The 21,357-nt window shown below is 56.5% G+C and carries 25 protein-coding genes and 2 pseudogenes; 12 read left to right on the top strand and 15 right to left on the bottom strand.

Features of this window, described 5'->3' with window-relative positions; genetic code table 11:
- Positions 1–59 precede the first annotated feature (59 nt).
- Positions 60–986, top strand: a complete 927-nt coding sequence (locus tag ATB1_RS21155; RefSeq protein ID WP_042665971.1) for a transcription initiation factor IIB family protein — start codon at positions 60–62, stop codon at positions 984–986.
- A gap of 17 nt (positions 987–1,003) precedes the next feature.
- Here the strand turns inward: ATB1_RS21155 and ATB1_RS24450 are convergent, their stop codons facing one another.
- Both ATB1_RS24450 and ATB1_RS17315 read right to left on the bottom strand, forming a co-directional pair.
- A complete protein-coding gene (locus tag ATB1_RS24450; RefSeq protein WP_004062144.1) occupies positions 1,004–1,348 on the bottom strand; it encodes a hypothetical protein in 345 nt (114 codons plus the stop codon).
- Complete coding sequence (locus tag ATB1_RS17315; protein ID WP_042665972.1) at positions 1,341–1,697, bottom strand: hypothetical protein; 357 nt, start codon at positions 1,695–1,697, stop codon at positions 1,341–1,343. Before ATB1_RS17315 ends, ATB1_RS24450 begins: the two co-directional genes overlap by 8 nt.
- Positions 1,698–1,912: 215 nt before the next feature.
- Here ATB1_RS17315 and ATB1_RS24455 point away from each other — a divergent pair.
- Positions 1,913–2,222, top strand: a pseudogene (locus ATB1_RS24455) (ribbon-helix-helix protein, CopG family).
- Positions 2,223–2,723 carry a PIN domain-containing protein gene (locus ATB1_RS17320; RefSeq protein WP_042665935.1) on the top strand — a complete coding sequence of 167 codons (501 nt, stop codon included), beginning with the start codon at positions 2,223–2,225 and terminating at the stop codon, positions 2,721–2,723. It begins immediately after the preceding pseudogene.
- A 1,416-nt stretch (positions 2,724–4,139) separates the two neighbouring features.
- Here the strand turns inward: ATB1_RS17320 and ATB1_RS23565 are convergent.
- The 8 genes from ATB1_RS23565 to ATB1_RS17355 form a co-directional block, all read right to left on the bottom strand.
- Positions 4,140–4,331, bottom strand: coding sequence for an SHOCT domain-containing protein (locus ATB1_RS23565; RefSeq protein WP_241768331.1), 192 nt, complete (start codon positions 4,329–4,331; stop codon positions 4,140–4,142).
- Complete coding sequence (locus tag ATB1_RS23570; RefSeq protein ID WP_241768332.1) at positions 4,331–4,507, bottom strand: hypothetical protein; 177 nt, start codon at positions 4,505–4,507, stop codon at positions 4,331–4,333. Before ATB1_RS23570 ends, ATB1_RS23565 begins: the two co-directional genes overlap by 1 nt.
- Before the next feature lie 80 nt (positions 4,508–4,587).
- The gene (locus ATB1_RS17330; RefSeq protein WP_082256477.1) at positions 4,588–5,337 is read right to left on the bottom strand and encodes a plastocyanin/azurin family copper-binding protein; all 750 of its coding nucleotides are present in this window, start codon (positions 5,335–5,337) and stop codon (positions 4,588–4,590) included.
- A 23-nt stretch (positions 5,338–5,360) separates the two neighbouring features.
- Positions 5,361–5,669: a thioredoxin family protein gene (locus ATB1_RS17335; protein ID WP_042665973.1), complete on the bottom strand. Its 309-nt coding sequence runs from the start codon at positions 5,667–5,669 to the stop codon at positions 5,361–5,363.
- A gap of 100 nt (positions 5,670–5,769) precedes the next feature.
- Positions 5,770–6,486, bottom strand: a complete 717-nt coding sequence (locus ATB1_RS17340; RefSeq protein WP_052368107.1) for a class I SAM-dependent methyltransferase — start codon at positions 6,484–6,486, stop codon at positions 5,770–5,772.
- Positions 6,487–6,519: 33 nt separating this feature from the next.
- On the bottom strand, positions 6,520–6,834 hold the full coding sequence (locus ATB1_RS17345) for an SHOCT domain-containing protein (protein WP_042665940.1): 315 nt from the start codon (positions 6,832–6,834) through the stop codon (positions 6,520–6,522).
- Entirely contained in the window at positions 6,834–7,250 is a 417-nt protein-coding gene (locus ATB1_RS17350) for a DUF302 domain-containing protein (RefSeq protein ID WP_042665942.1), read from the bottom strand. Before ATB1_RS17350 ends, ATB1_RS17345 begins: the two co-directional genes overlap by 1 nt.
- 263 nt (positions 7,251–7,513) lie before the next feature.
- Positions 7,514–7,837 carry a hypothetical protein gene (locus ATB1_RS17355; protein ID WP_042665944.1) on the bottom strand — a complete coding sequence of 108 codons (324 nt, stop codon included), beginning with the start codon at positions 7,835–7,837 and terminating at the stop codon, positions 7,514–7,516.
- Positions 7,838–8,163: 326 nt separating this feature from the next.
- On the opposite strand from ATB1_RS17355, the gene ATB1_RS17360 reads away from it, so the two are divergent.
- Entirely contained in the window at positions 8,164–8,373 is a 210-nt protein-coding gene (locus tag ATB1_RS17360) for a hypothetical protein (RefSeq protein WP_042665947.1), read from the top strand.
- Positions 8,374–8,671: 298 nt separating this feature from the next.
- On the opposite strand, the gene ATB1_RS17370 is transcribed toward ATB1_RS17360, so the two are convergent.
- Positions 8,672–9,265 (bottom strand): MarR family transcriptional regulator, encoded by a 594-nt coding sequence (locus ATB1_RS17370; protein ID WP_042665976.1) that lies wholly within the window; start codon positions 9,263–9,265, stop codon positions 8,672–8,674.
- A gap of 640 nt (positions 9,266–9,905) precedes the next feature.
- Between ATB1_RS17370 and ATB1_RS17375 the strand changes: the two genes are divergently transcribed.
- Positions 9,906–10,394: a DUF411 domain-containing protein gene (locus ATB1_RS17375; RefSeq protein ID WP_042665952.1), complete on the top strand. Its 489-nt coding sequence runs from the start codon at positions 9,906–9,908 to the stop codon at positions 10,392–10,394.
- Between the two features lie 36 nt (positions 10,395–10,430).
- Here ATB1_RS17375 and ATB1_RS17380 read toward each other — a convergent pair whose 3' ends face one another.
- Positions 10,431–11,834, bottom strand: coding sequence for a permease (locus tag ATB1_RS17380; RefSeq protein WP_042665954.1), 1,404 nt, complete (start codon positions 11,832–11,834; stop codon positions 10,431–10,433).
- Positions 11,835–12,091: 257 nt separating this feature from the next.
- Between ATB1_RS17380 and ATB1_RS17385 the strand changes: the two genes are divergently transcribed.
- The 5 genes and pseudogenes from ATB1_RS17385 to ATB1_RS17405 all read left to right on the top strand — a co-directional run bounded on the left by ATB1_RS17385 (position 12,092) and on the right by ATB1_RS17405 (position 17,556).
- Positions 12,092–12,874: a DUF6796 family protein gene (locus tag ATB1_RS17385; protein WP_042665956.1), complete on the top strand. Its 783-nt coding sequence runs from the start codon at positions 12,092–12,094 to the stop codon at positions 12,872–12,874.
- A gap of 155 nt (positions 12,875–13,029) precedes the next feature.
- On the top strand, positions 13,030–13,554 hold the full coding sequence (locus ATB1_RS17390; protein WP_042665959.1) for an SRPBCC family protein: 525 nt from the start codon (positions 13,030–13,032) through the stop codon (positions 13,552–13,554).
- Positions 13,555–13,803: 249 nt separating this feature from the next.
- Positions 13,804–14,001, top strand: coding sequence for a heavy-metal-associated domain-containing protein (locus ATB1_RS17395; RefSeq protein WP_042665978.1), 198 nt, complete (start codon positions 13,804–13,806; stop codon positions 13,999–14,001).
- Between the two features lie 405 nt (positions 14,002–14,406).
- Positions 14,407–16,355, top strand: a pseudogene (locus ATB1_RS17400) (heavy metal translocating P-type ATPase).
- 109 nt (positions 16,356–16,464) lie between these two features.
- Positions 16,465–17,556: a succinylglutamate desuccinylase/aspartoacylase family protein gene (locus ATB1_RS17405; protein WP_052368109.1), complete on the top strand. Its 1,092-nt coding sequence runs from the start codon at positions 16,465–16,467 to the stop codon at positions 17,554–17,556.
- Positions 17,557–17,587: 31 nt separating this feature from the next.
- Here the strand turns inward: ATB1_RS17405 and ATB1_RS17410 are convergent, their stop codons facing one another.
- From ATB1_RS17410 to ATB1_RS17420, 3 genes are read right to left on the bottom strand one after another with little or no spacing between them, the layout of a single operon-like run.
- Positions 17,588–17,863 carry a hypothetical protein gene (locus ATB1_RS17410; protein ID WP_042665962.1) on the bottom strand — a complete coding sequence of 92 codons (276 nt, stop codon included), beginning with the start codon at positions 17,861–17,863 and terminating at the stop codon, positions 17,588–17,590.
- Between the two features lie 4 nt (positions 17,864–17,867).
- On the bottom strand, positions 17,868–18,155 hold the full coding sequence (locus tag ATB1_RS17415) for a hypothetical protein (protein ID WP_042665964.1): 288 nt from the start codon (positions 18,153–18,155) through the stop codon (positions 17,868–17,870).
- A gap of 2 nt (positions 18,156–18,157) precedes the next feature.
- On the bottom strand, positions 18,158–18,508 hold the full coding sequence (locus ATB1_RS17420) for a helix-turn-helix domain-containing protein (protein ID WP_042665968.1): 351 nt from the start codon (positions 18,506–18,508) through the stop codon (positions 18,158–18,160).
- 116 nt (positions 18,509–18,624) lie between these two features.
- Between ATB1_RS17420 and ATB1_RS17425 the strand changes: the two genes are divergently transcribed.
- Entirely contained in the window at positions 18,625–19,323 is a 699-nt protein-coding gene (locus tag ATB1_RS17425) for a plastocyanin/azurin family copper-binding protein (RefSeq protein ID WP_042665970.1), read from the top strand.
- Between the two features lie 410 nt (positions 19,324–19,733).
- Positions 19,734–20,933 carry a tyrosine-type recombinase/integrase gene (locus ATB1_RS17430; protein ID WP_042665981.1) on the top strand — a complete coding sequence of 400 codons (1,200 nt, stop codon included), beginning with the start codon at positions 19,734–19,736 and terminating at the stop codon, positions 20,931–20,933.
- Positions 20,934–21,357: the final 424 nt, after the last annotated feature.

Genomic DNA, 21,357 nt, shown 5'->3' on the forward strand with positions numbered 1-21,357 from the left:
GCGTTTTTTGGCCCCTGAAGGGTGCGGGGCGCAGCGAGATGCGTCGCGCGGTGTTCGAGATGGCGACACGAGATGTCTACGAGCGACAGTTCGACGAATCGTGCGGGAAATCCTGTGGGAACGCCTCCTGTCCAGAATGTGGCGGGCAGGTCATTACGGACGCTGGCGAGCGACGGTGCGACTCCTGTGGGCTCATCATCGACGGCCACGGCATCGACCGCGGCCCGGAGTGGCGATCATTCGAGCGCGAGGAGCGCAAGCGAGTGGGCGCGCCGCGAACGCCGACGCGGCACGACCATGGCCTCGCGACCGAAATCGGTCGACACGTCGATGCGAACGGGACAGCGATTCCGGGTGAGCGACGACAGCAACTCTCCCGGCTCCGCACCCAGCACAGTCGGAGTCGCTATCAATCGAGTCGTGAGCGACGGTTGGCTCACGGGTTGGACGAAGTCCGGCGGCTTGCCGGCGCGCTTGACCTCCCAAACAGCTTTCGTGACCAAGCATGCCGATGTTTCCGGTCCGCTCAACAGGCGGACCTGCTGCCGGGGCGGTCGATTGAAGCAGTCGCGGCTGCGAGCGTCCATGCGGCCTGTCGATGTGCAGGACTCTCGCGAACGCTCGCTGAACTTGTCCCACTCGCACGGGTGGCTGACTCGCGCGTCCGGTCAGCGTACAACGCACTCAATACAGAACTCGGGCTGCCTGCGAAGCCCGTCACACCAGTCGAGTTCGTTCCGCGAGTGGCGGATGCGCTTGATGTGACGGACCAGATTCGACGACGAGCACGGTCGTTAGCTGAGGCATCGAGTGATGAGTGGGCTCATCGGGGCGCGAATCCGCATGCAGTCGCGGCAGCGTGTGTGTACACTGCGGCGGCTGAGCGGGACTGGCCGCTCACGCAGGCGCGTGTTGCAACAGTGAGTGATACCTCAACTCAAACAATTCGGACGCACTACCAGACGTTGTGTGAAGCACGTAGGTGAATGTTCACTTAGGCAGACTACTGGGGGCCGAGATACTGCTTGCACTCTGCGATCATTTCGTCGGCGAATGACCCGGTCACTTGTCCTTGTGGATTGACAACGGCATCATGTTTGATTGTCGCGACGACCCATGGAGAGCAATACGAGGTCTTGGTCGGGTCTCTGCCACTCACCCACTCATCTCCAACTTCGAAGTTTCGCGGGAGATTACTGGTTGTGAGAGCTGCACACAAATACTCCTCGCCAGGATACGGGAGCAAGTCTGCAGCAAGAACGACCCAGAGGCGCGGATTTGACCCGCGACGAAATGGATCCGGTGCCCAGAATACGTCGCCCTTCTGGAAGCGGTTGGTGTCAGTCACGCTGTTGTCGTGGGTCAACGGCGTGTTCTTGCCATTCGTCGTACTCAAATGGTTCTTCTTCGCGACTCGCTGCCGTGGCAGCGGCATGGTTGGCTGCAGCGTCAAGGCTCAAGACGTGGTCACTCACGCGCCAGTACGTACCTCGATGCTCAACGCGACCTCGTTCTCTGAGCCTGACGAGAGTCGGGCCAACCGAGCCGGGCTTGACGGACGTCCGCTCGGCAATCTCGCTTTGGGTGAACGCTTGGTCAGCATTCTGAGCTAAGAACGAGAGGAGTTTGTAGGCGTTTGTCCCCGGTTTTGGGTTGCCATTCCCGTCGTCAATGGTCTCGAAGCGATCCGCGCTGATGGCATAGTCTATCAAATGTACTAAGATGTATTGAATGTATTGGACAGCAGCATCAGCGCTTATTCGGATAGCAGCGGGCATGGTGAGAACTGTCAACTCTGTTTCGCTCCTTATAGAACTGGACTCCAAATCTTCTGACGATATCTGAGGGGGTTTTGCGAGGGTAACCAAGCGACGAGCAGGCCGACAAAGTTTTGAATACGTACATACATTGTATGTACATGAGCACGAAACGGGTTAACTTCCGACTGCCCGAAGAGTTAGTAGCACACGCGGACATCGCTGCCGAAGTCACTCACAAAAACCGAAACGGAGATTCTCATCGAAGCACTCCGACAGTATCTCGAAGAGAAAGAGTCTGATGAGAGTTTCCGTGAGGCTGTTGTCGAACTGTATCTGAATAACCACATCGAGTTCGAGAAACTTGCCGAGATTATCGGGCGACAGGATGCCGAAGCCGTCCGCGCTTCGAAAGAGGTACTTGATCGTGGTGAAGAACTCGCAGACAAACTCGCAGACCTCTAAATGCTCGTTGTAGACACGAGCGCATTCATCTCTCTTTCAGTCGGCGAAGTTCTCGACGTCTTCGTCACCGAGTTTGACGTCGCAACCACAGAGGCAGTTCTTGAGGAACTCCAAAGAACTGCTGAGTACGATGACCGCCATGGCAAAGCCGCCACTGCCGTCCTCGATACGGCCGACGAGTTCACCGTTGTTGCTGTCGCTGGTGGTGAGTTTGTGACGAGCCGAATCGACGATGGTGAAACCAGCTGCGTAGCTGCAGTCCGTGAGGTGGATGCAGCGTTCTTGATTACCGACGACTACAGAGCTCTTCCTGAACTTCGAAAACTAGTGAGTGCAGAAGTTGCGCTATCTCCGATCGTTCTCCGGGCGCTGGTCAAGCGCGATGCCCTCAGCGAGGAGGAAGCAAGAGTCACCTTCGAGGCAATGGCAGAAGGACGTGATTGGCTCGGTGCGCCGATCTACCGGTACGCTCGACAGCTCCTCGAAGATACCTCAAAGTAAGGCATCTCTTCTCAAACTCTCCTTCTGACTCTACTGCTACAAGATGATTGGTACGGAACTAGTCCATCCTCTGAAATTGTGTGTCGACACATCCTCTGAGAGTGGATGTGTGCGGGCCTTCTCAAAGACGATTTCGAGCTTAGATAAAATCTGATGGCGAGTCATCTGCACTCTGATCTGTTTTCTTCGGAAACGATGGGGTGTAAAGTTCGGATAGCAGCGGTTATTCGGAATTGTGCTATCCAGAGCGAAGTCGGGGAGGAGAATTAGGTCGTATTCAAAAAGCTCGCCTAACTCGAGCTCGTCTGTCCAGGACTATTAATACACATTTGGGAGATATCAACAGAGTCAGTGGTGGAGAATCTTCGGCCGCCTTAGAGTAGATACTCCCCAATCAGTTCGATAAATTACGTACTTAAATTTGGCTTAATATTGTTACATTTAAACATTACTGAAGCGTTCTGAAGCTAATCGAACGATCTCATTTACAGTTCCAGCAATCTCTCTTTCCACTGATATGATTCCTCGTGGTTGCTATCACATTCTCAGGGCAGTAGATTAGTGAGACGGCCAACTTCCGATCCGATAATGTGGTGCTGTGAACGGGTGGATGGTCACTGTCTGTTCGACGTCTTTCGAGCTTCGAATTCTTCGTCGTTGCAGAGTTCTCCACACGCGTATCCTTCTCGGAGTTCAGTCAGAGTCCTGTCTGGCTATCCTGTCCGCTCACAACTCCCAACCGGTGCTGTAGATGAGGCCAGAATGGAACCGACGAGGAGGAGTGACCAGAGGAACATCCTCCGCTGAACAGTCCCAGCCCGCCAAGTCCACTCATAACATTCATCATGCCGTCACTAACTCCATTGCATCAGTGTACGGCAACCGTTCGCTCGCTCTGGTGAACAGAGGGGTTCCGACGACAGTGGGTTTATTTTGACCGAAATCGTGATTTTGAGTATGGATTTCATGATTCGATTGTACTTGTCTTCGTCTGTGATTTCACCGTGCCCACTATTGGGAATATAATACATTATTAATGGCGTAGTGCCGATATCCGAAAACCGGGGCAGACGGACTGTCGTTACTGCGACTGTTCAGACTTAACTGGCATAGTTGATGTCAGCAGTGCCGTAGCCAGTCATATGGCTGTTTTCGGCCAGTCTTGGCCCATCTCGTGAATGGCCTCGCCATGTGGGATACAATCCACTCGACGCTACCTGAACTCATGTGGTCGTCATCTGTGAGTTCATACAGACAGACCGATTGGATTCCGTTCCCTTGTAGGGGTTCGTCGTCAGTGGCCGTGCTGGCGTCGTGTGGACTGACTAAGGACGCGGGGAATACGATTTAACGAGACTCATGAGACCGGCCCCCGAGTGCGAGCAAAAATTCCCGTACGTTGGAGACATGATGGTGCTATTGGTACTCCTCTCGGCTGAGGTTCGCACGACGTTCTTCAAACTCCTCGTCAGAGAGGTTGCCACGGGCGTACGCCATCCGTAGTTCCTCGAGTGCCCTGTCACCGGTCAGCGACGACCCCACACCACCGATGAGGCCGCGATAGAGGAAGTAGCCGCCACCGACGAGGACGACGAGCCACAGGAGCATCATCCGATTCCCCACAGTGGAGAGAGACCGCCGGCGATACCGCCGCCCCACCACCATCCCATCATCGCCATCATCGGGACGGCAAACACCATCATCAACATGGGTAACAGGACGACTGCAGCTATCACAACGAGGATGACCCTCAACAGGCCATCTGATCTGTTTTCGCTGGACATCGAAATTCGCAAATAAATTGGTTTGCTGGCGTATTAAACCGAACCACTGGCTGCACCCAACGTGACGTGGCTCTCTTGGATTACCTCTCCGATTCGTCTCTCAATCGCTGGCGTCGCTGTTGGAACTCTTCCTCGTCGAGTTCGCCTCGAGCGTACCGCTCACGGAGGACAGCCATCGCCGAGTCGTCTGATTGCGGGCCTGTTGCTGACCGATTGAACGCCCAGTAGAGCGCACCACCTAGGACTCCGAGCGTACCGAGTGCTCCACCAAGGAGCGACAGTCCGGAGAACCAGCCTCCTCGTGAACCGCCGGCCATCATTCCCGGACCCATTCCTGGACCCATCATCCACCCACCACTCGTGCTCTCCGAGTCAGAACCAGAGCCGTATGGGATAGCACCCTGCTGGACGATTTCGTCGCTTGAAGGAACGTTCCCATCCGGGATTTGGGTCTCTTCGGCGGGACCGCCTGGTTGACCAACGACGATTCGTCCGACCATGCCGAGGGACTTGTGTGGGATACAGTAGTAATCGTACGTCCCCGGTGTCTCGAAGGTGTACTCGTAGCCACCCTCTGAGATAATCTCGCTGTCGAATGGACTCGCCTCAGATGGAATCCGCTCGTCGTAGGTCGTCGCTGAGTGGGCACCGGCCGCTATCTCGAACCGGACGGTGGTCCCGGGTTCGATGAACAACCCAATCGGGTCGAAGTAGTTGTTGCCCATCTTCACGACGGGCGTCTGCTGTGCTGTTGCTGTCTGTGAGAGGCCTGCTGTCGCGGTGGCACTCGTGCCGAGCAGTCCCAGGAACTGTCTTCTCGTCGTTTTCATGATGATATAGTCGCTGATTGTGGTTACCCGCGAACGTAGTCGTAGAGTCGCTGGGCCAACCCTGACCGCTCGCTCGACGCCGTGCGAATGGCCTCTTCGAGTTCGTCACGTTCGACGATACCGATGAACTTCTCCACCCGTTCGTCGCCCGCATAGATGAGCGTCGTGGGTGTCTTCCGGACGCCGTACTCTTCGGCCGTCTCGAGGTCGTTCTGGATATCGACCTCCCGAAACTCTACGTCCGGGAATTCGTCTTCGATACCCTCGTTCTTTTCTCTCTGTGTGGCACACGCCCCACACGTTTCCTGCGTGAAGAGGATGACTTCAGTCATGGTCTTGTGTATGGTCTTGGTCGTTATTTGACTCCGATTCACTATCGAAGGTTTCCGGCCGAGTCGAATTTCGATATCGAGGCCGACGTGGACGTCCATTTCATCGAACCACCGACCCGAGTATCTCTGGGACGTCGTCTAGCACACCGAGCCACCGGTTTTGTGACCGGGTGCGGGCGACGAGGGTGCCGCAGATGAACGGTTTGACTGGCGGGACACCGATAGCCAACTCGTCGATTTCTCGCATCTCGAATCGGTCCTCGCTTTCGAAGGTCGCTCTAGTATCCCGATTGAGGTGACACTCAGCGGCCCCGCGTCGCCAGACAGGGTTTACGGCGTTCTGAACCGATCCGACCCACCCATCTGCGTGAACGTGTTCCAAGAACCGAAGCTCTCCACCCGGTTTGAGCACGCGGGCAATCTCCCCGAGTGCTGCATCGACATCTGGGATAGTACAGAACACGAGCGAACCGACGACGACGTCGAACGAATCGTCATCGTACGACAGCGACTGGGCACCGTCGGAACGAATCTCGACGTCGAGGCCGACATCTTTCGCTTTCTGTACCGCTCGTCGACGCATGTGCGGGTCGGGTTCGACGGCGTGGACGACGAGCTCTGAGTCACGTGTCTGTGCCCGCTCGAAATACGGGAACATCGCACCAGTCCCTGCACCGATATCGAGGACTGCACCGTGCAAGTCTTCCGTAAGGTACTCACGGTGTTCTCGAAGGAGCGTGCGTTCTGCAGGCTTGGTCACCGGGTCGTATATGGCTGCGAAGAGCCGGTGGGATGGTGAATCCGTGGGTTTTGTCATGGTGCTAGGTAGTGTCGTGAGTGGTGTTCCGCGTTAGCGGTCCTTCGATTCGAGTGTCTGTTTTCGTTCCTCGAACTCTTCGTCCGTGATTTCGCCGCGAGCGTATCGTGCCCGAAGCGTTTCGAGCGCGGAATCGGACGACGTCGATTCGTCTCGGTCGCTGAGTCCATAGAAGACCAGCACGCCGAGTCCGATCAGCAGGAGTGGCCAGAGGAACATCCCACCGCCGAACATTCCGAAGCCACCGCCCATCATTCCGCCACCCATCGTGAGAAGCGGAATCACGACGAGTGCTGCGACGACGAGGAGGATAATCGTCGTCGTGTTCATCCGACTCGCTTCTGCCATCAGTCGCCACCTCCAGATGCGAACCGGTCTTCGACGGCCGAGAGGACGTCCTCGAATCGACCCTTGACTTCGACCGTGATATCGTCCAAGTTCGGGTTTTCGGTGATACCGACGAGTTGTTCGGGGTCGACGGCGCTCACGACCACGTCACCGTCATCGTTCTCGTAGACGACGACATTGCACGGGAGCAAGGCACCGAGGTCCGGTTCTTTCGTGAGTCCTTCGTGCGCGAGTGGCGGGTTGCAGGCCCCGAGAATCCGGTACTGTTCGGTCTCGACGTCGAGTTTCTTCTTGAGCGTTGCCTGTACGTCGATATCGGCGAGGATGCCGAACCCTTCGTTCTGCAACTCGGTTTCGACTGCGTCGAGGACGTCGTCGAACTGTGCGTCAACTGTCGTGGTGATGGTGTACGTCATTGTGTGTTCTCCGTGAGCTTGGTTGAGACCGCACTCGATGTGGAAGTCATTCCGACTGCCAGTGTGGCATCAATATTGGGTTTTCTCTACAACATTAAATGTGCTCCCCACGGATAAATACAGGGAAGTCGTATTTCCGGGGTAGCAATCCTCCGACAGACTTTTGTAGTGTATTTCGACTCAATTACAATACCTGTCCGTCGAGTTCTCTCTTTGAACTGTGTTCTGCCTTCTCTAACACGAGAGGGGGCTAGAAGGAGTCGTTAGCAGTGACCCGCGCCACCCATTCCCCCGTATCCACGCATTGGGCCGTATCCGCCCATTCGTCCGTCGTCGGCCATGTCCTCACCCATCTCCTCGACAGTCACGCCCATGTGCGATTCCATCCACTCGACAGCACCGGGACCCATGTGGTCGTTCATGTGCGACTCCATCCACGCGGTCCACTCAGTGGCGGTGCCGTTGTACGGGGGTGCGTCGTCAGCAGCCGTGTCGTTGCCATGTGCACTGACTACGGGTGCTGCAACCGCGAGTCCGACGATTGCGAGCACCACGAGTAGCCAAGTTCTGGTGTTGAAGGTAGTCATTGTTTTTCTCCTCGGTTACTCGTAGGAGTGCTCAGGAGTTATCGGAATGGGTGTGAACTGACTCAGGAGAACGTTCGAGAACGCCTATAGAGCAATCTAACCGTTTCTTGTTCACAGTATCGTTCATCGCCAGCGAATTCGAGACGTTCGGTACTTGCCCCCAAGTCGAGAGTCGATGGTCCGCGTGGCACCGCCGAGGTTTGGAATCTCAGCCACAATCCCATTAACAGAGCAGCCCCGAACGTGTGATGTCGAACTTCGTCTCCCCGCGTATCGTCGAGTAGTGCCGCAACCGATGCTGCCGTTGTCACATCACGTCGTCACGAATGACACTCGATACAATCCTCAAACAGCTCGAACACACGCTCGCTCCGGTTCGGCAAGTGATGAAACTCCCACTGACAATCGTCGCAGCGGCTGTCGGGTTCGCTCCACTCGCAGTCCTGTTTTCGTTCGTGCTCCGACTCTCGTGGGTTGCACAGCAAAACACGTCGGTCGCTCCGTTTTCTACCGGAGACGAGGCACCACCGTTCTGAACAGACTCGACCACCGTCGAATTCGTCGATAATGAATTGAGACTCCTGCTGAATCGACTACTCGCCGTCAACTACACCGGACGTGAGTCGCGCAACGAGTGAAGCGAACAGACGTTTTCGTTCGACTGCTGGAGAATCTGTGCTTGGTTGTGCCTCTTCGTCGTCGAGTGCGTCAACGTCGGCATCGTCTCGTTTCGACGCTTCGTATTCGGCAATCAGATGTGGGACGTGCCGATTGCACATATATCGAAAGATGTGGCCGGGACACATAGTGGTTTGCCAATTGGTAACAAACGAATCACGTCGGCCGTTGTAGAAGGTCATCACTCGGGTACACTCGATACGTTCGGCCCTGTCGCTCACGGTACAGCAACCCTCGTTTCTCCAGCTCGCTCACTGTCTGGCTCACTTTGCTCTTCGAGAAATCAGACCGGTCCCGGAGTTCGATCTGCGTGATTCCCGGCGACGAGAGGACTGGTTCGAGAATCCGTCGTTCGTCCTCCGGTAAGACGTCGAGGATGGGTTCTCGACGAGGAGATGGGTTGTCGCCCTCCGCTGGTGATTGCGGTTCAGTATCTTCGGAACTCGTCTCTTCCACGTTCTCCGGCACCGGACCCTCTCCTGTTGATTGGCTTTCACTGGAGGGTTCGACTAGCGAGTCACGGAGGCTGAAATATATCCCCCCGAGTGCGCCCGTAACGACGAGGGTCCCGAGGACGTACCACAGGGGACTCGTTCCGTGGACACCTGTCATCGACGTCCCCATCATCGAACCCATCATCTGGTCGAACGACTGCTGTTGCTGGTACGCTTGCCAGCTAAGTAGCCCTCCCACTGCCAAGAGAGACACGAGGGCGATTCCGACGACGGTATCTGTTTGACGTCGATTCATGTCCGTTTCCTCCATCGACGCGAATGTATCCTCATGAGTGTCTATCCGACTTCCATCGTCGTACGTATTTTGGTCTGTCTCATGTGGTGAATATAGGGCCCGGTCTGTAACACCCAATGGAATAACTACCAGAACAGGTCGACGAGACGGGGCGGCCTCGTTGGGACTCGAATCTTCAGTGGTGTCAAGCAATGTTCGTGCCTTTCGCAGAGAACTATGTGAATGGCATTCCATTCGAATTTGCCCCATGGATGTTCTAGAATCGACGATGACAGAGGTGTCACGTTCGAGAGTACCATGACGGATATCACTCATTATATTGTGTCGGACTTTGACTTTACAGATGTATGGGTGTAATATGATTCTATCATGCGAGTTTGTTCCACTCATTTCTCCCTATTCAAATGTGAAATCCCTCGATATCTGGAACAAGTACGCCCCTTCGGCAGTCTAGAGACACCTACGTACCGAATACTCTACTTCTGGTTTGAAAGTCGAACGCATATAAATGAACGCTAGCGGTATCGATGGGTTTTGCCTGCTGTTCACCCTGTGTCTCCCTTCGAATCGACATCGCACAGTGTCTCGAAACGTGAGAACAACGAGTCGTTGATATATCACTCCGTGGTCAGTGTTCAGTATGGTCTCACGCTGGACCCGACGTCGGTTCCTCAGCACGTTCGGGGGTACTGCAATCGTCGGTGTAACTGGATGTTTGGAGTCCGAAGGTGAACAGCCATCATTCGAGGATACACTCGCAGTCACGACGGCAACGCAATTCAGCTCGCCGGGGTGCAGTTGCTGTGGTGAGTACGCGACATACCTACGGCAGTACCTCGATATCGAACTCGGTGAGCGTTACCCGAGTGATATCGAGAGTATCAAACAGCAGTATGGTGTTCCCGACGAACTTCTCAGCTGTCACACGCTGGTTCTCGACGACCTCGTCGTCGAAGGACACGTCCCTGTCGAAGCTATCGCAACAGCACTCGAACAGCAGTCGGTTTCGGGTATCGCGTTACCCGGCATGCCGTCTGGGTCACCGGGAATGCCCGGTGAGCAGACAGAGCCGTTCACTATCTACAGCTTCGAGAGTGGAGAAATTGGAGATGTGTTCATCGAGCTATAATCGAGTTCGTCCGACTCGATTCGTGGGTGACGGTGGTCAGTGGTGGTCGTGACTCTGACCTCGCTCACCTGCTGCAATAGTTGGTTGGACGTGTGAAAATTCGGATGGCCGTTTTTCGAACGCCTGTTTGCACCGCTTAGAGCAGAAGTGGTACGTCTCACCGTCGTGTGAGAGACTCGGTCCGCTGTCGTCGGTCCGCATCCCACAGACCGGGTCACGGTACTGTCCGGGGGCACCGAGTCCACGCCTGTAGACAATGAGGAGGAACCCCGAGAGGGCGAACGCGGTGACGTTGAGGTAGAACGTGTAGTTGAGTTCGAAGTACGTCTGTTCGCTCGCGGTCTGGCCACCTGCCAAGTTCGGGACGATACCGAGGGTGTTGAACAACTCCTCCATGAGGAAGCCGGTGAACGCCATCGTCACGAAGAAGATGCCGAGGATGTACAGCATCACCTTCCAGCCGTAGTATTTGCGGTAGACGTTCAGGACGGGTATCGTGATGAGGTCGGCGTAGACGAACGCGATGACGCCAGCGAAGCTGATACCCCCACCCCACAGCGCGACGGCGAACGGGACGTTCCCCATGCTTCCGACGAAGCTGATGACTGCGATGGCGACACCCATAATCGCGTTCTCGGCGCTCACTAGCAGTCCATCACCCTGGAGGAATAGCGCGTTCCACACCCACTGAGGGACGAACACGATGACGAATCCCGAAATCAGAAAGCCCGCAACGACGTCCTTCCATATCATCGACCATTCCTTGCGGTATTGGTTGCCCACTTTGTACCAGCCCCCCCACGAGAGTAGTTCGTCGCGCCACCCTCCGCTGCTGGCGGCTTCCTGCTGGTAGGTCTCCATGCAGCCCTCCGAACAGAACTTCAGCGTCTCGCCACCGTCGGTCGTCAGCGAATACTCGTCTTTGCCTTCCATCCCGCAGGTCGGGTCTTCGGTGATACCGTGGTTGTGGTCGCGCTGATTCAGTTCCTGTCGAACTTCGTCGAAGAGGTTCTCGGGGAGCGTGAAGTGGACGAGCAGCGCCATCACGGCGATGAGGATGACACCACCGAGGAGTTCTGCGACGAGGAACTCCCAGCCGAGAAGGATGAGAATCATCAGGCCGAGTTCGACGATGAGATTCGTCGAGGCGAACATGAACGCGAGGACGTTCACCGCGTGCGCACCCTTCTTGAACAGCCCTTTCCCGATAGCGACCGCACCGAAGCTACACCCGCTACTTGCGGCACCGAACACTGTGGCTTTCGTGAGGCCACTCAGGTTCTCGTCTCCGAGGACGTTTGCCATCCGCTCCTTCGAGACGTAGACTTGGACGAGGCTCGTAATCGTCAGTCCCATGATGATGGCCCACGCGGCAGTCCAGAGGAAACCGACACCGATGCGTAGCGACTCGAGGACTCCTTCGACGAGCGTAGCTTGCATATCTAGACTATCACAGCCATCCGCTTTGTCGATTGTTCTTACGATGGTGAGGAAATTCCTACTCGAAATTTCGCTTTCAAAAGTCCATTCCGCGGTCGACAACTGGGTCCCGTTCGAGACTGGCGCTTTCGTGCATGCTTCTCCACGAACTCTCGATTCTGTCCGTGACTTTCTGTGTTCACACTCCTTGGCCTTCGAATCTAACCAGATACCGTGAAAGAACAGTGGACCGTATTTCTAGTCAGGTGGAATACCCAATGACTGAACTCACCAACACGGAGCACTCTAGTAGCTCGATACGCTCCTACGTCGACCGAAACAAGATTCTACTCGCCGGACTCCTCGGTGTCGTCGGAAACGCACTCGGCGTCGTTGCCGACCTCGCCTCCGGGTATTCACTGGAGGGAGCCGCAAACGTCACGACCGCGTTCTCGGTGTTATCGCTGCAAAATCTCTCACTGTTTCTGGCGTCGAAACCGCCCTCTCAAGTCGTCTTCGGACACTATCTGGCAATTCTCGGTATTCCACTCGGGCTCTTCGGACTCTGGCAGGTGTACCAGGCGATTCGACCTGCGGGCTGGCTCCTCTCGCGAACGGCGTGGTTCGTCGGTGTTTTTACGTACATCATCGGGACGGTTTTCCACAGCACGTTCGCGTTCATCACGTTCGGGATACAGGCAGCCGATACTGTTCCACCCGCGGGGGAACAGACGATGCGGACGATGCTCGACCGGTTTGCGCTCGTTTTCGAACTGCTGGCAGTACTCATGGTGGCCGGGTTGGTCGTTGCACTCGGCCTTATCTTCGTTGCGATAGCATTCAGGGAGACACACTACCCTCGCTGGTTCGCACTGGCGAACCCGCTTTTCATCCAAGGAGTGACCGGTGCAGTGGCCTACATCGCCCCGCTCGAGGCTCGCATCTTCCTCATCGTCACCGCATACAACCTCTCGTTAGTCGTGTTCTTCGCACTCTCGACCGTACTTCTCCGCAACAGCCGACTTCACACTCGTACGACACCTAGAATTGAAACAGTGTGATGAAACAGCACTCTGTTTCTCGTTATGAATTAAATACGGGACACGTCGAAGCGTATTGAGACAGTCCAATCGAAGAAATACGGAGTCAAATTCTTTCGATTCGAGCCAGAAAGTGCCAAAATTCCATAGGGCGTATTTTACGGTAGGTGGACCCCATGTACGTCACCGACAGCGCGGAAATCGCTATCGAAGCATCGCCTGAAGATATCTGGGAGTACGTAACCGACCCCGTCCACTGGACGGCGTCGAACCCCGAGGAACACTACGGACTCGAATACGACACGCCCGACAATCGTCCGCAGGAGGGCGCGACGTTCCACCAGGCCGAAGAGGTTGCGGGAATGTTCGCCGACCTACACGGTCGCTTCGCCTACATCGACCACCCGGACGTGGCCGTCTGGACGGGCACGGCGTACTACCCGTTCCTTCGGGGACTCGTCACCGTTCGAATCCCAGAGGGTGGCACCATCCGACTCGAAGAAACAGACGGCGGAACTCGGATGTCACACGCCGTCTGGATGGACTTCCCTAACAATCGTCGTGGACGCGCCTTGAAGTGGCTGTTCACGACTGCCCTCGACGGAAAGGCCAAACTCTACGACCATACGAACAAGGAGCTCCTGTTCTTCAAGAAGCGTCTCGAATCTCCCCGATGGGAAGCGTCCAGACCGACGGAGTAGCTCCCACTCAAAACGAAGCCGAGAACGCCGGGTGACGTGGCGGGGGACAGCCCCACGAAAAATTGTCGAGGGTTGACGTGTGGACGAGTCGTACAACCCACGAACAAGCGCCTCGGCGATGGACGTCACGTGTTCAAATATGTGAAACCAATTAGCCGATTCTAATTTCGATTCAAAGAAATCATGATGCCGGATGGTTCGAATCGAAGGGGAAATTTGCATAAGAGTTGCGAACAAATGTACTACTACATGTCGACAACCATCACCGTCGAAGGAATGAGCTGCGGACACTGCGAACAGACCGTCGAAGAAGCGCTCACTGGCGTGGCCGGCGTGACCGGTGCGACTGCTGACCGCGACGCTAACGAAGCGAGTGTCGATGGTGACGCCGACGTCGACACTCTCGTTCAGGCAGTCAAAGACGCAGGGTACACCGCTCACGCCTGAATCAAGCGGTAGTTGCATCGAACGAACAGACGACTCGTCCACACTCTCACGAGTTCCTCCTCCCGAGTTTCTCGCGTCGAATATCAGGCTGGCTGGATTCATGTGAGCGCGTGACAAATAGTAACACAATCAATGAACGATCATCCAAACCACGACGACTCACCGGACCACGAAGACCACAGTCCGGACCACCCCACAGCGGGCGAGGGGCAAACCGAGGCCAACTCGCACCACGACCACGGTGCAGCGAACTCTCACGACCCCCCCACGGGTGAACACGCTCACCGGCCGCCTGACGAACCGAACCACGAGACACACGCCCACGAAGGTGGGCACGAAGAACATGCTCACGGAGGCGGCCACGAGGACCACACGGCACACACAGACCATACGGGACACGAACAGATGTTCCGCCGCCGGTTCTGGGTGTCGCTCGTTCTCTCGATTCCAGTTATCTTCTTCAGTGAGTTCATCCAGGGCGTCTTCGGCTATACGGCACCGACCTTCCCCGGGAGCGTCTGGATTACACCCGTCCTCTCGGTCGTGATCTTCGCGTACGGTGGGCTTCCCTTCCTCTCGATGGCTCGCACAGAACTGGAAAACCGCGAACCGGGGATGATGATGCTCATCTCGCTGGCGATCACCGTCGCCTTCGTCTATTCCATCGCCAGCCTGTTCCTCGAAGGGACGACGCCCTTCTTCTGGGAACTCGTCACGCTTATCGACATCATGCTCTTGGGCCACTGGATGGAGATGCGTTCGGTCAGGCAGGCCTCCGGAGCCCTCGACGAGCTAGCGAAACTGATGCCCGACACCGCCGAGCGCGTCACCGACAGTGGGGATACCGAAGAAGTTCCCGTCTCCGAACTCTCCGAAGGTGACGTCGTGCTCGTTCGTCCCGGTGCCTCGGTTCCCGCCGACGGCGAGGTCGCCGAGGGTGAGTCGTCGGTCGACGAGTCGATGATTACGGGCGAGTCCCGGCCCGTCGACAAGGACCCCGGGTCGGAGGTCGTCGCGGGGACGGTTAACCAGGACGCAGTCTCCGCGTCCGGGTGACGAAGACCGGCGACGAGACGACCCTCGCGGGAATCATGCGCCTGGTCGACGAGGCCCAGAAGTCGAAGTCCCGCACGCAATTGCTCGCCGACCGTGCGGCGGGATGGCTGTTCTACATCGCTCTCGGCGTCGCAGCGATTACGGCCATCGCGTGGGTCGTCGCGATCGGATTCAACATCGGCGTCCTCGAACGCGTCGTCACGGTCCTCGTCATCGCCTGCCCGCACGCGCTTGGCCTTGCAGTCCCGCTCGTCGTCGCTATCAACACCTCCACCGCTGCTCAGAACGGGATGCTCATCCGCGACCGTATCGCGATGGAGGAGGCTCGAAACCTCGATACGGTGATGTTCGACAAGACCGGGACGCTCACGAAGGGCGAACAGGGCGTCGTGGGTATCGAGACGGCAGCCGACTGGGACGAAGAGCGAGCGCTCGAAATTGCCGCCGGTGTCGAAGCCGACTCAGAACACATGATTGCACGGGCGATTCGGACTGCCGCCGAGGAACACGATGTCCAGCGTACGAGTGTCTCGAACTTCGAGAACCTGCGTGGCCTCGGTGTCCGGGCCATCGTCGACGGCGACACGGTCCACCTCGGTGGGCCAAACCTGATCGAAAAACTCGGAATCGACCGGTCCAACGAGATCATCTCCTTCGCCGACGAGGCGGGGTCGAACGCTCAAACAGTCATCTACCTCATCCGAGACGAGTCCGAAATCGTCGCTGCGTTCGCGCTCGCAGACGTCATCCGCGAGGAGAGTCGCCAAGCCATCGATGCGTTGCACGAGATGGGTATCGAGGTGGCGATGCTCACTGGCGACTCTGAAGACGTCGCGAAGGCTGTCGCCGACGAACTCGGTATCGACCAGTACTTCGCCGAAGTCCTCCCCGAGGAGAAAGATACGAAAGTCGAACAGCTCCAGTCCGAGGGTAAGCTGGTCGCAATGGTCGGAGACGGTGTCAACGACGCCCCGGCACTGACTCGGGCCGACGTCGGCATCGCGATTGGGTCGGGAACTGACGTCGCCATCGAGTCGGGAGACATCATCTTGGTCGACAACAACCCACTCGACGTGGTCCGACTCATCCGCCTCTCGAAGGCGAGTTACCGAAAGATGCAGGAAAATCTCGTCTGGGCAACGGGGTACAACGTTTTCGCCCTCCCACTCGCCGCCGGCGTGTTGGCACCCATCGGTATCCTCCTCTCACCGGCAGTTGGGGCCGTGTTCATGTCCCTGTCGACCATCATCGTCGCGATAAACGCACGACGACTACGGGGGGTCGACCTCTCGGTATGAACGCCCTGATAGTTGGGGGATACGGGTCGACCTGCCGGACGACCACGGAACGTGGGGAGGGACACGAGCCGAAACGAATCGGCCTCTCGCACACTATGACGAGGTCACGATGACCACAGATGCAATTACCATCGGTGGACGAACCATCGAGGCCGGAGAGAAACGGACCTTTCGATTCGCGTGCAGTGAGACCTATCACGGTGACTCCCTCGAGATTCCAGTCACCATCATTAACGGTGAATCGACTGGCCCGCGAGTCTTTCTCACTGCCGCTGTTCACGGCGACGAACTCAACGGCGTCAAAATTGTCCAAGAAGTGGCGAATCAGTACACCCCCGACGAGATTCACGGGGCGCTCGTCTGTCTACACGTATTGAACGTCCCGGGCTTTCTCGCCCAGCAACGATACGTACCTATCTACGACGAGGACCTCAATCGGTCGTTTCCCGGGGATTCGCGTAGTACGATGGCCAAACGACTCGCGAACACGATTTACGAGGAGTTCATCAGGAAGTGTGACCTCGGCCTCGACTTCCACACGTCGACGCGGAATCGGGCCACGATGTACCACGTCCGCGCCGATATGCGCGACCCGTCCGTCGAGCGGGTCGCCCGAGCGTTCGGGACGAGCGTCATCCTCGACGGAGAAGGGTCGATTGGAACACTCAGGCGGACCGCGTGCAGGGCCGGTATCCCGACCGTCACGGTAGAGATGGGACGAGCACATCGATTCCAGACGGCACACCTCGACCGAGCACTCCACTGTGTCGCGAGCATCCTCGCCGAACACGGGGTTCTCCCCGACCGGCCTGTCTCGTGGCCCGGGTGGACGCGTGTGGTCGCCCGTGATGGAGAGAAAAGTTGGCTCCGCGCCGATACTGCTGGACTGGTCGAGATGGAGTGGGGTCCGCACCCACTCGTCGAGGAGGGAGACCCGCTGTTCACCATCTCTGACCACTTCAAAGACGACGTCGAAGTGGTTCGTGCGCCGTCGACTGGTCTCGTCGTCGGCGTCCTCGAAAATGCGGTTGCGTACCCGGGGCACCCACTCTGCCACTTCGTGAGTCTCGACGAGTCGACGGCGGAGATAATTCGAGACGACATCGAACGCAACGTGTTCGACGTCTACCGTGAGGGTGGGTTCCAGTGGCCTGAGCCTAGATGGTACACGGAACACGGACTCGATACAACGAAGGGGTGAGTTATCGACTGAACCGTGAAGTCAACCGAGGCTACCGGCGAAGGGAGATGAGAAGAACCAGGAATCCGAGACCGATGCCTATCGATTCGATGAGGTGAACGACGACGATATCGAACCCACCGAATTCGAAGAGCACGCCTTCGATAAACACGCCGACAGTGATGATACCGAATCCGATTGTAGAGTTTCGGAGATAGTACGTACGGGTGTTTTTGTACGCTTGGTAGCTGTAGAACGTTATCAAGACGCCCAGTGAGAGTACAATCAACCGGACACCAACCAGCACTGCGGTAATCGTATCGACCATCGGGCTACCCTCGTGTCTCCCTGTGATTACCGCCATATAGCGCGTAGAGTACACTCAACATTCCGATTGCGACGATTATCGTCGCCACAGTCCCCGCATCGAAGAGCGAGAGGCCGAGTACGTCGAAGAGAATGCCCTCGATGACGGCACCGAAACTGATGAAGACGAAGCCAACTGCGACGTAGAACATCGGTTGACTGTCATTCCGGCGGTAGCCCCGGTAGGCCTGATAGGCGATCGAGAATCCGAGGAGCATCGTGATGAGCTTCGCAATGACGAGTTCGATGTGCATTATTATCTTTTCCTCATTTCGTCCCAGATACGGGTAAAGCGGTCGGCGGCGTCTTCACGAAGGTTGATTTTAACGTCGAATCCGGTTTCGAGGAGCCTGACGTCGACTCCTTCGAGTTGTGCTTCGTACTCACTGTAGTGGTGTCCATCCGGGTCGATGTGTGTTCGTTCGACGAGCAAGTCGTGCTCCAGTAGCGTGTTGACTCGTCTGGAGACCGTCGAGACGGACATCCCACACTCTTCACTGAGTGCTTTTGCAGATAGTTGTTTGCGGCGTGTCGCTTCGAGAATTGCGCGTGCATAATCATCATCGAGGATGGCGAAGATCTCTTGACTGTCTCGCTCCTCGTTCACAACCCATCTTTCGAGTGAGGGGTATAAAAAAGAACGCCGGTTTGCTGACCCAGCAAATCTCCTTTCCGTACTATACTCTTCGGCGTCAAATTCTCATCTGTAAGGAGACCAAGACCATGTCCGAAGACAATCTCACCCGCCGACGGATGCTTCAGTTGACTGGTAGTGCGGCAGCCATCGGACTTGCTGGCTGTGCGGGAGCACCAGCGAGCGACGGACAGAACCAGGCGCAAGCAGCCGATGAACCGCAGACTGAGACCGAAGCAGCAGAGGAGAGCCACGACGATAGCGAGAGCGGACACGGTGACGAAGAAGAAGGTCACAGCGACCAAGAGGATGGCCACGGCGATGAAGGGCACGGACACGACGAATCGGTCGGTGCGCCGACTGACACGGCCGAGGTGAAGATGGTAACCACCGACAACGGGTATCACTTCGAGCCCCACGTTGTGCGCGTGAACGTCGGTGGGACGGTCACGTTCCACAACGAGAGTGGAACGCACTCGACGACGGCGTACCACCCAGACAACGACCAGCCACAACTCGTCCCCGACGGAGCGGCATCGTGGGATAGCGGTATCCTGTCGGAGGAAGGTGCAACCTTCGAACACACCTTCGAAACGGAGGGCGTCTACCACTACTACTGCACTCCCCACGAAGCACTCGGTATGATTGCAACGGTAATCGTCGGCGAACCGGAGGCACACGGTCAACCCGCGTTAGAGAACATGCCGTCGGACAAGCCCGAGGAGGTCCAGAACAAGCTCAAGGAACTGAACGAGATGGCCAACAAAGCGCTCGGCCACGAGCACTGATCACCTCCTGAATCCCAGAGGGCTCTGACACCCGAACCCAAAGACCAGAACGTGTTGATACGTGGGTTAGTGGTGAGGGAGAATTGTCTGGTACCACCTCCCGGATTTCGGGGCGGCTTTTTGATAATTTTGTATAGCGTTATGCAATATACGCACGATAGTTAGAAAACGGCACCACATTACTAACTGGCGTTGTGTATGACCCACTCCTGCACAAGCCAAAGTATTAACTAAATGGGAGAAAGTCAGTGAGTAATGAAAATCTCACATTCAGAATCACCCCAACACGAAGTGAGAGGGTTACTCCCCGGTGAGCAGGCATGAATCAGCAGTCCGACTCCCAGGGTTTAGACGCTGAAGAGACGGCTTCAGAGAACGAGACGAGAAAGCGTCGCTACAACTGGTCGCGTATGGACCTCGACGAACTCGTCGACATCTACTGGCAAGACATCGCACCGAAGCGATATCGCGATGGGTTCGACGAAGACCGAGACGTCCCGACCTACAACTGGCTCACCGAACACGGATACAGTGGTATCGCGTACGCGCTGCGCAAGCATCACGACCTGACGCCCAAGCAGTTCTTCGTCGACGTCGTCGGCCTCGAAGACGAGGAATCTGTGGAGTGGGAGTGGAACGTCGATGACGAAGATACTGTCAACGCTCTAGAAGTGTATCTCAACTCGATACAAACCCGTGGTGGACGGGCAGAGAGTACCGTCGAGACCCACCGGACGCGACTGGCGAAGTGGGTTCGGACGTATCGCGAGTTGCACGGGACTGATGCGTTGCTCGAACCGCTGTCCGAGTTGGACCAGCAACCACGAGAGATAGAACGCTGTCTCGCCGTCCTCGACGTGTTCGACGAGGAGCTATCGACTGACCGGTCGAAGCTCGAGTACCTGCACGTCGCTAGGGCATGGTATGCGTTCGTGAAACGCCGAAAGTACGCGAAGTACAACCCACTCGCCGAGGCTGGCGAAGAGTTCGGGTGGGAAGCCAGTGAACCGGACCCACAGGCATTGTCGGCATCGCAGGTGCGTCGAATCTATTGCGAAGTGGATTCACCCGAAGCAGAGTTGCTCGTCGTTGCGCTTGCTGGGTGGGGGTTACGCCCCTCGGAGGTTGCCGCGTTACACGTCGACCAGGTGGTTTTGGATGCAGAGGACCCGCATCTGTCGTTCGGTGACGGAGAGCGGAAGAACGGTCCTGGAGAGGTGACGCTGTTGTATGGCGTCGACGTCGTCGCTGAACGGATTGATGCGCTATCTGACCGTGAGACGTGGAACGGGTATCTGTTCCCGTCTCGGTCGTCATCGACGGGCCACGTGTCAGTTAGTACGATACGTCGTCGGTTCAAACAGCTTGCTGATACTTCTGATGTCGTTGTCGATGGGGATACGCCAACTCCGAAGATGGGGCGACGATTCTGGTACTCGGCATATCAGGAGGCTGTTGGTGAAGTTCTTGAGGGACTGGAGGGGGTTGCTGAAGACCAGGGGAGTTCGTCGACGGAGGTTGTGCTTCGGAATTATCTGTCGAGGGAGCAAGAGAGGCAAGCTCGGAGAAGACGGATGTACGAGAAGTTGGAAGCAGCATTTGTTCGATAGAACAATGACGCTGTGAAGCAATTTGGTTAACCGAGGGTCATTGGTGTGTCTATGGAGTCACACACCAAGATTACTGGAGTCTTCGTTGCCTCAGACTTAAGATGAAACGGAGGTTACCGCGCCTATTCGGCGCGGCTTGCCCGGGTGAAAAAATTTCGACGTCGCTTCGTTCCTACTGGTCCTGCTACGGCCTCTTCAGTCGGTCGAGTGACCTCTCGATTTCTTGTAGTCGCCTTTCCAACCCTCTGCTGCCAGATACTGTTTGTTCCAATTCGCCAAGGCGGTTCTCTATGGAACCATGTCCACCCCTTGGTTGCACGATTCGTTCCAGTTTATCTAGCCGGTTTTCGATTTTGCTTAGTCGTTTCTCCAAGTCATCGGACATACACCAATTCTATCGGCGCGTTTACATAAATCAGAGGAT

It is taken from the genome of Haloferax sp. ATB1 (genome assembly GCF_000730175.1).

Excerpts from the sequence above, each read along its gene's own strand:
- ATB1_RS17340 (WP_052368107.1), bottom strand. The coding sequence starts at position 6,486 with ATGACAAAACCCACGGATTCACCATCCCACCGGCTCTTCGCAGCCATA.
- ATB1_RS17345 (WP_042665940.1), bottom strand. The coding sequence starts at position 6,834 with ATGGCAGAAGCGAGTCGGATGAACACGACGACGATTATCCTCCTCGTC.
- ATB1_RS17385 (WP_042665956.1), top strand. The coding sequence starts at position 12,092 with ATGACTGAACTCACCAACACGGAGCACTCTAGTAGCTCGATACGCTCC.
- ATB1_RS17350 (WP_042665942.1), bottom strand. The coding sequence starts at position 7,250 with ATGACGTACACCATCACCACGACAGTTGACGCACAGTTCGACGACGTC.
- ATB1_RS17430 (WP_042665981.1), top strand. The coding sequence starts at position 19,734 with ATGGACCTCGACGAACTCGTCGACATCTACTGGCAAGACATCGCACCG.
- ATB1_RS17330 (WP_082256477.1), bottom strand. The coding sequence starts at position 5,337 with ATGAAAACGACGAGAAGACAGTTCCTGGGACTGCTCGGCACGAGTGCC.
- ATB1_RS17360 (WP_042665947.1), top strand. The coding sequence starts at position 8,164 with ATGACACTCGATACAATCCTCAAACAGCTCGAACACACGCTCGCTCCG.
- ATB1_RS17395 (WP_042665978.1), top strand. The coding sequence starts at position 13,804 with ATGTCGACAACCATCACCGTCGAAGGAATGAGCTGCGGACACTGCGAA.
- ATB1_RS17410 (WP_042665962.1), bottom strand. The coding sequence starts at position 17,863 with ATGGTCGATACGATTACCGCAGTGCTGGTTGGTGTCCGGTTGATTGTA.
- ATB1_RS23565 (WP_241768331.1), bottom strand. The coding sequence starts at position 4,331 with ATGCTCCTGTGGCTCGTCGTCCTCGTCGGTGGCGGCTACTTCCTCTAT.
- ATB1_RS17425 (WP_042665970.1), top strand. The coding sequence starts at position 18,625 with ATGTCCGAAGACAATCTCACCCGCCGACGGATGCTTCAGTTGACTGGT.
- ATB1_RS17390 (WP_042665959.1), top strand. The coding sequence starts at position 13,030 with ATGTACGTCACCGACAGCGCGGAAATCGCTATCGAAGCATCGCCTGAA.
- ATB1_RS23570 (WP_241768332.1), bottom strand. The coding sequence starts at position 4,507 with ATGTCCAGCGAAAACAGATCAGATGGCCTGTTGAGGGTCATCCTCGTT.
- ATB1_RS21155 (WP_042665971.1), top strand. The coding sequence starts at position 60 with ATGGCGACACGAGATGTCTACGAGCGACAGTTCGACGAATCGTGCGGG.
- ATB1_RS17370 (WP_042665976.1), bottom strand. The coding sequence starts at position 9,265 with ATGAATCGACGTCAAACAGATACCGTCGTCGGAATCGCCCTCGTGTCT.
- ATB1_RS17380 (WP_042665954.1), bottom strand. The coding sequence starts at position 11,834 with ATGCAAGCTACGCTCGTCGAAGGAGTCCTCGAGTCGCTACGCATCGGT.
- ATB1_RS17405 (WP_052368109.1), top strand. The coding sequence starts at position 16,465 with ATGACCACAGATGCAATTACCATCGGTGGACGAACCATCGAGGCCGGA.
- ATB1_RS17335 (WP_042665973.1), bottom strand. The coding sequence starts at position 5,669 with ATGACTGAAGTCATCCTCTTCACGCAGGAAACGTGTGGGGCGTGTGCC.
- ATB1_RS17375 (WP_042665952.1), top strand. The coding sequence starts at position 9,906 with ATGGTCTCACGCTGGACCCGACGTCGGTTCCTCAGCACGTTCGGGGGT.
- ATB1_RS17355 (WP_042665944.1), bottom strand. The coding sequence starts at position 7,837 with ATGACTACCTTCAACACCAGAACTTGGCTACTCGTGGTGCTCGCAATC.
- ATB1_RS17320 (WP_042665935.1), top strand. The coding sequence starts at position 2,223 with ATGCTCGTTGTAGACACGAGCGCATTCATCTCTCTTTCAGTCGGCGAA.
- ATB1_RS17415 (WP_042665964.1), bottom strand. The coding sequence starts at position 18,155 with ATGCACATCGAACTCGTCATTGCGAAGCTCATCACGATGCTCCTCGGA.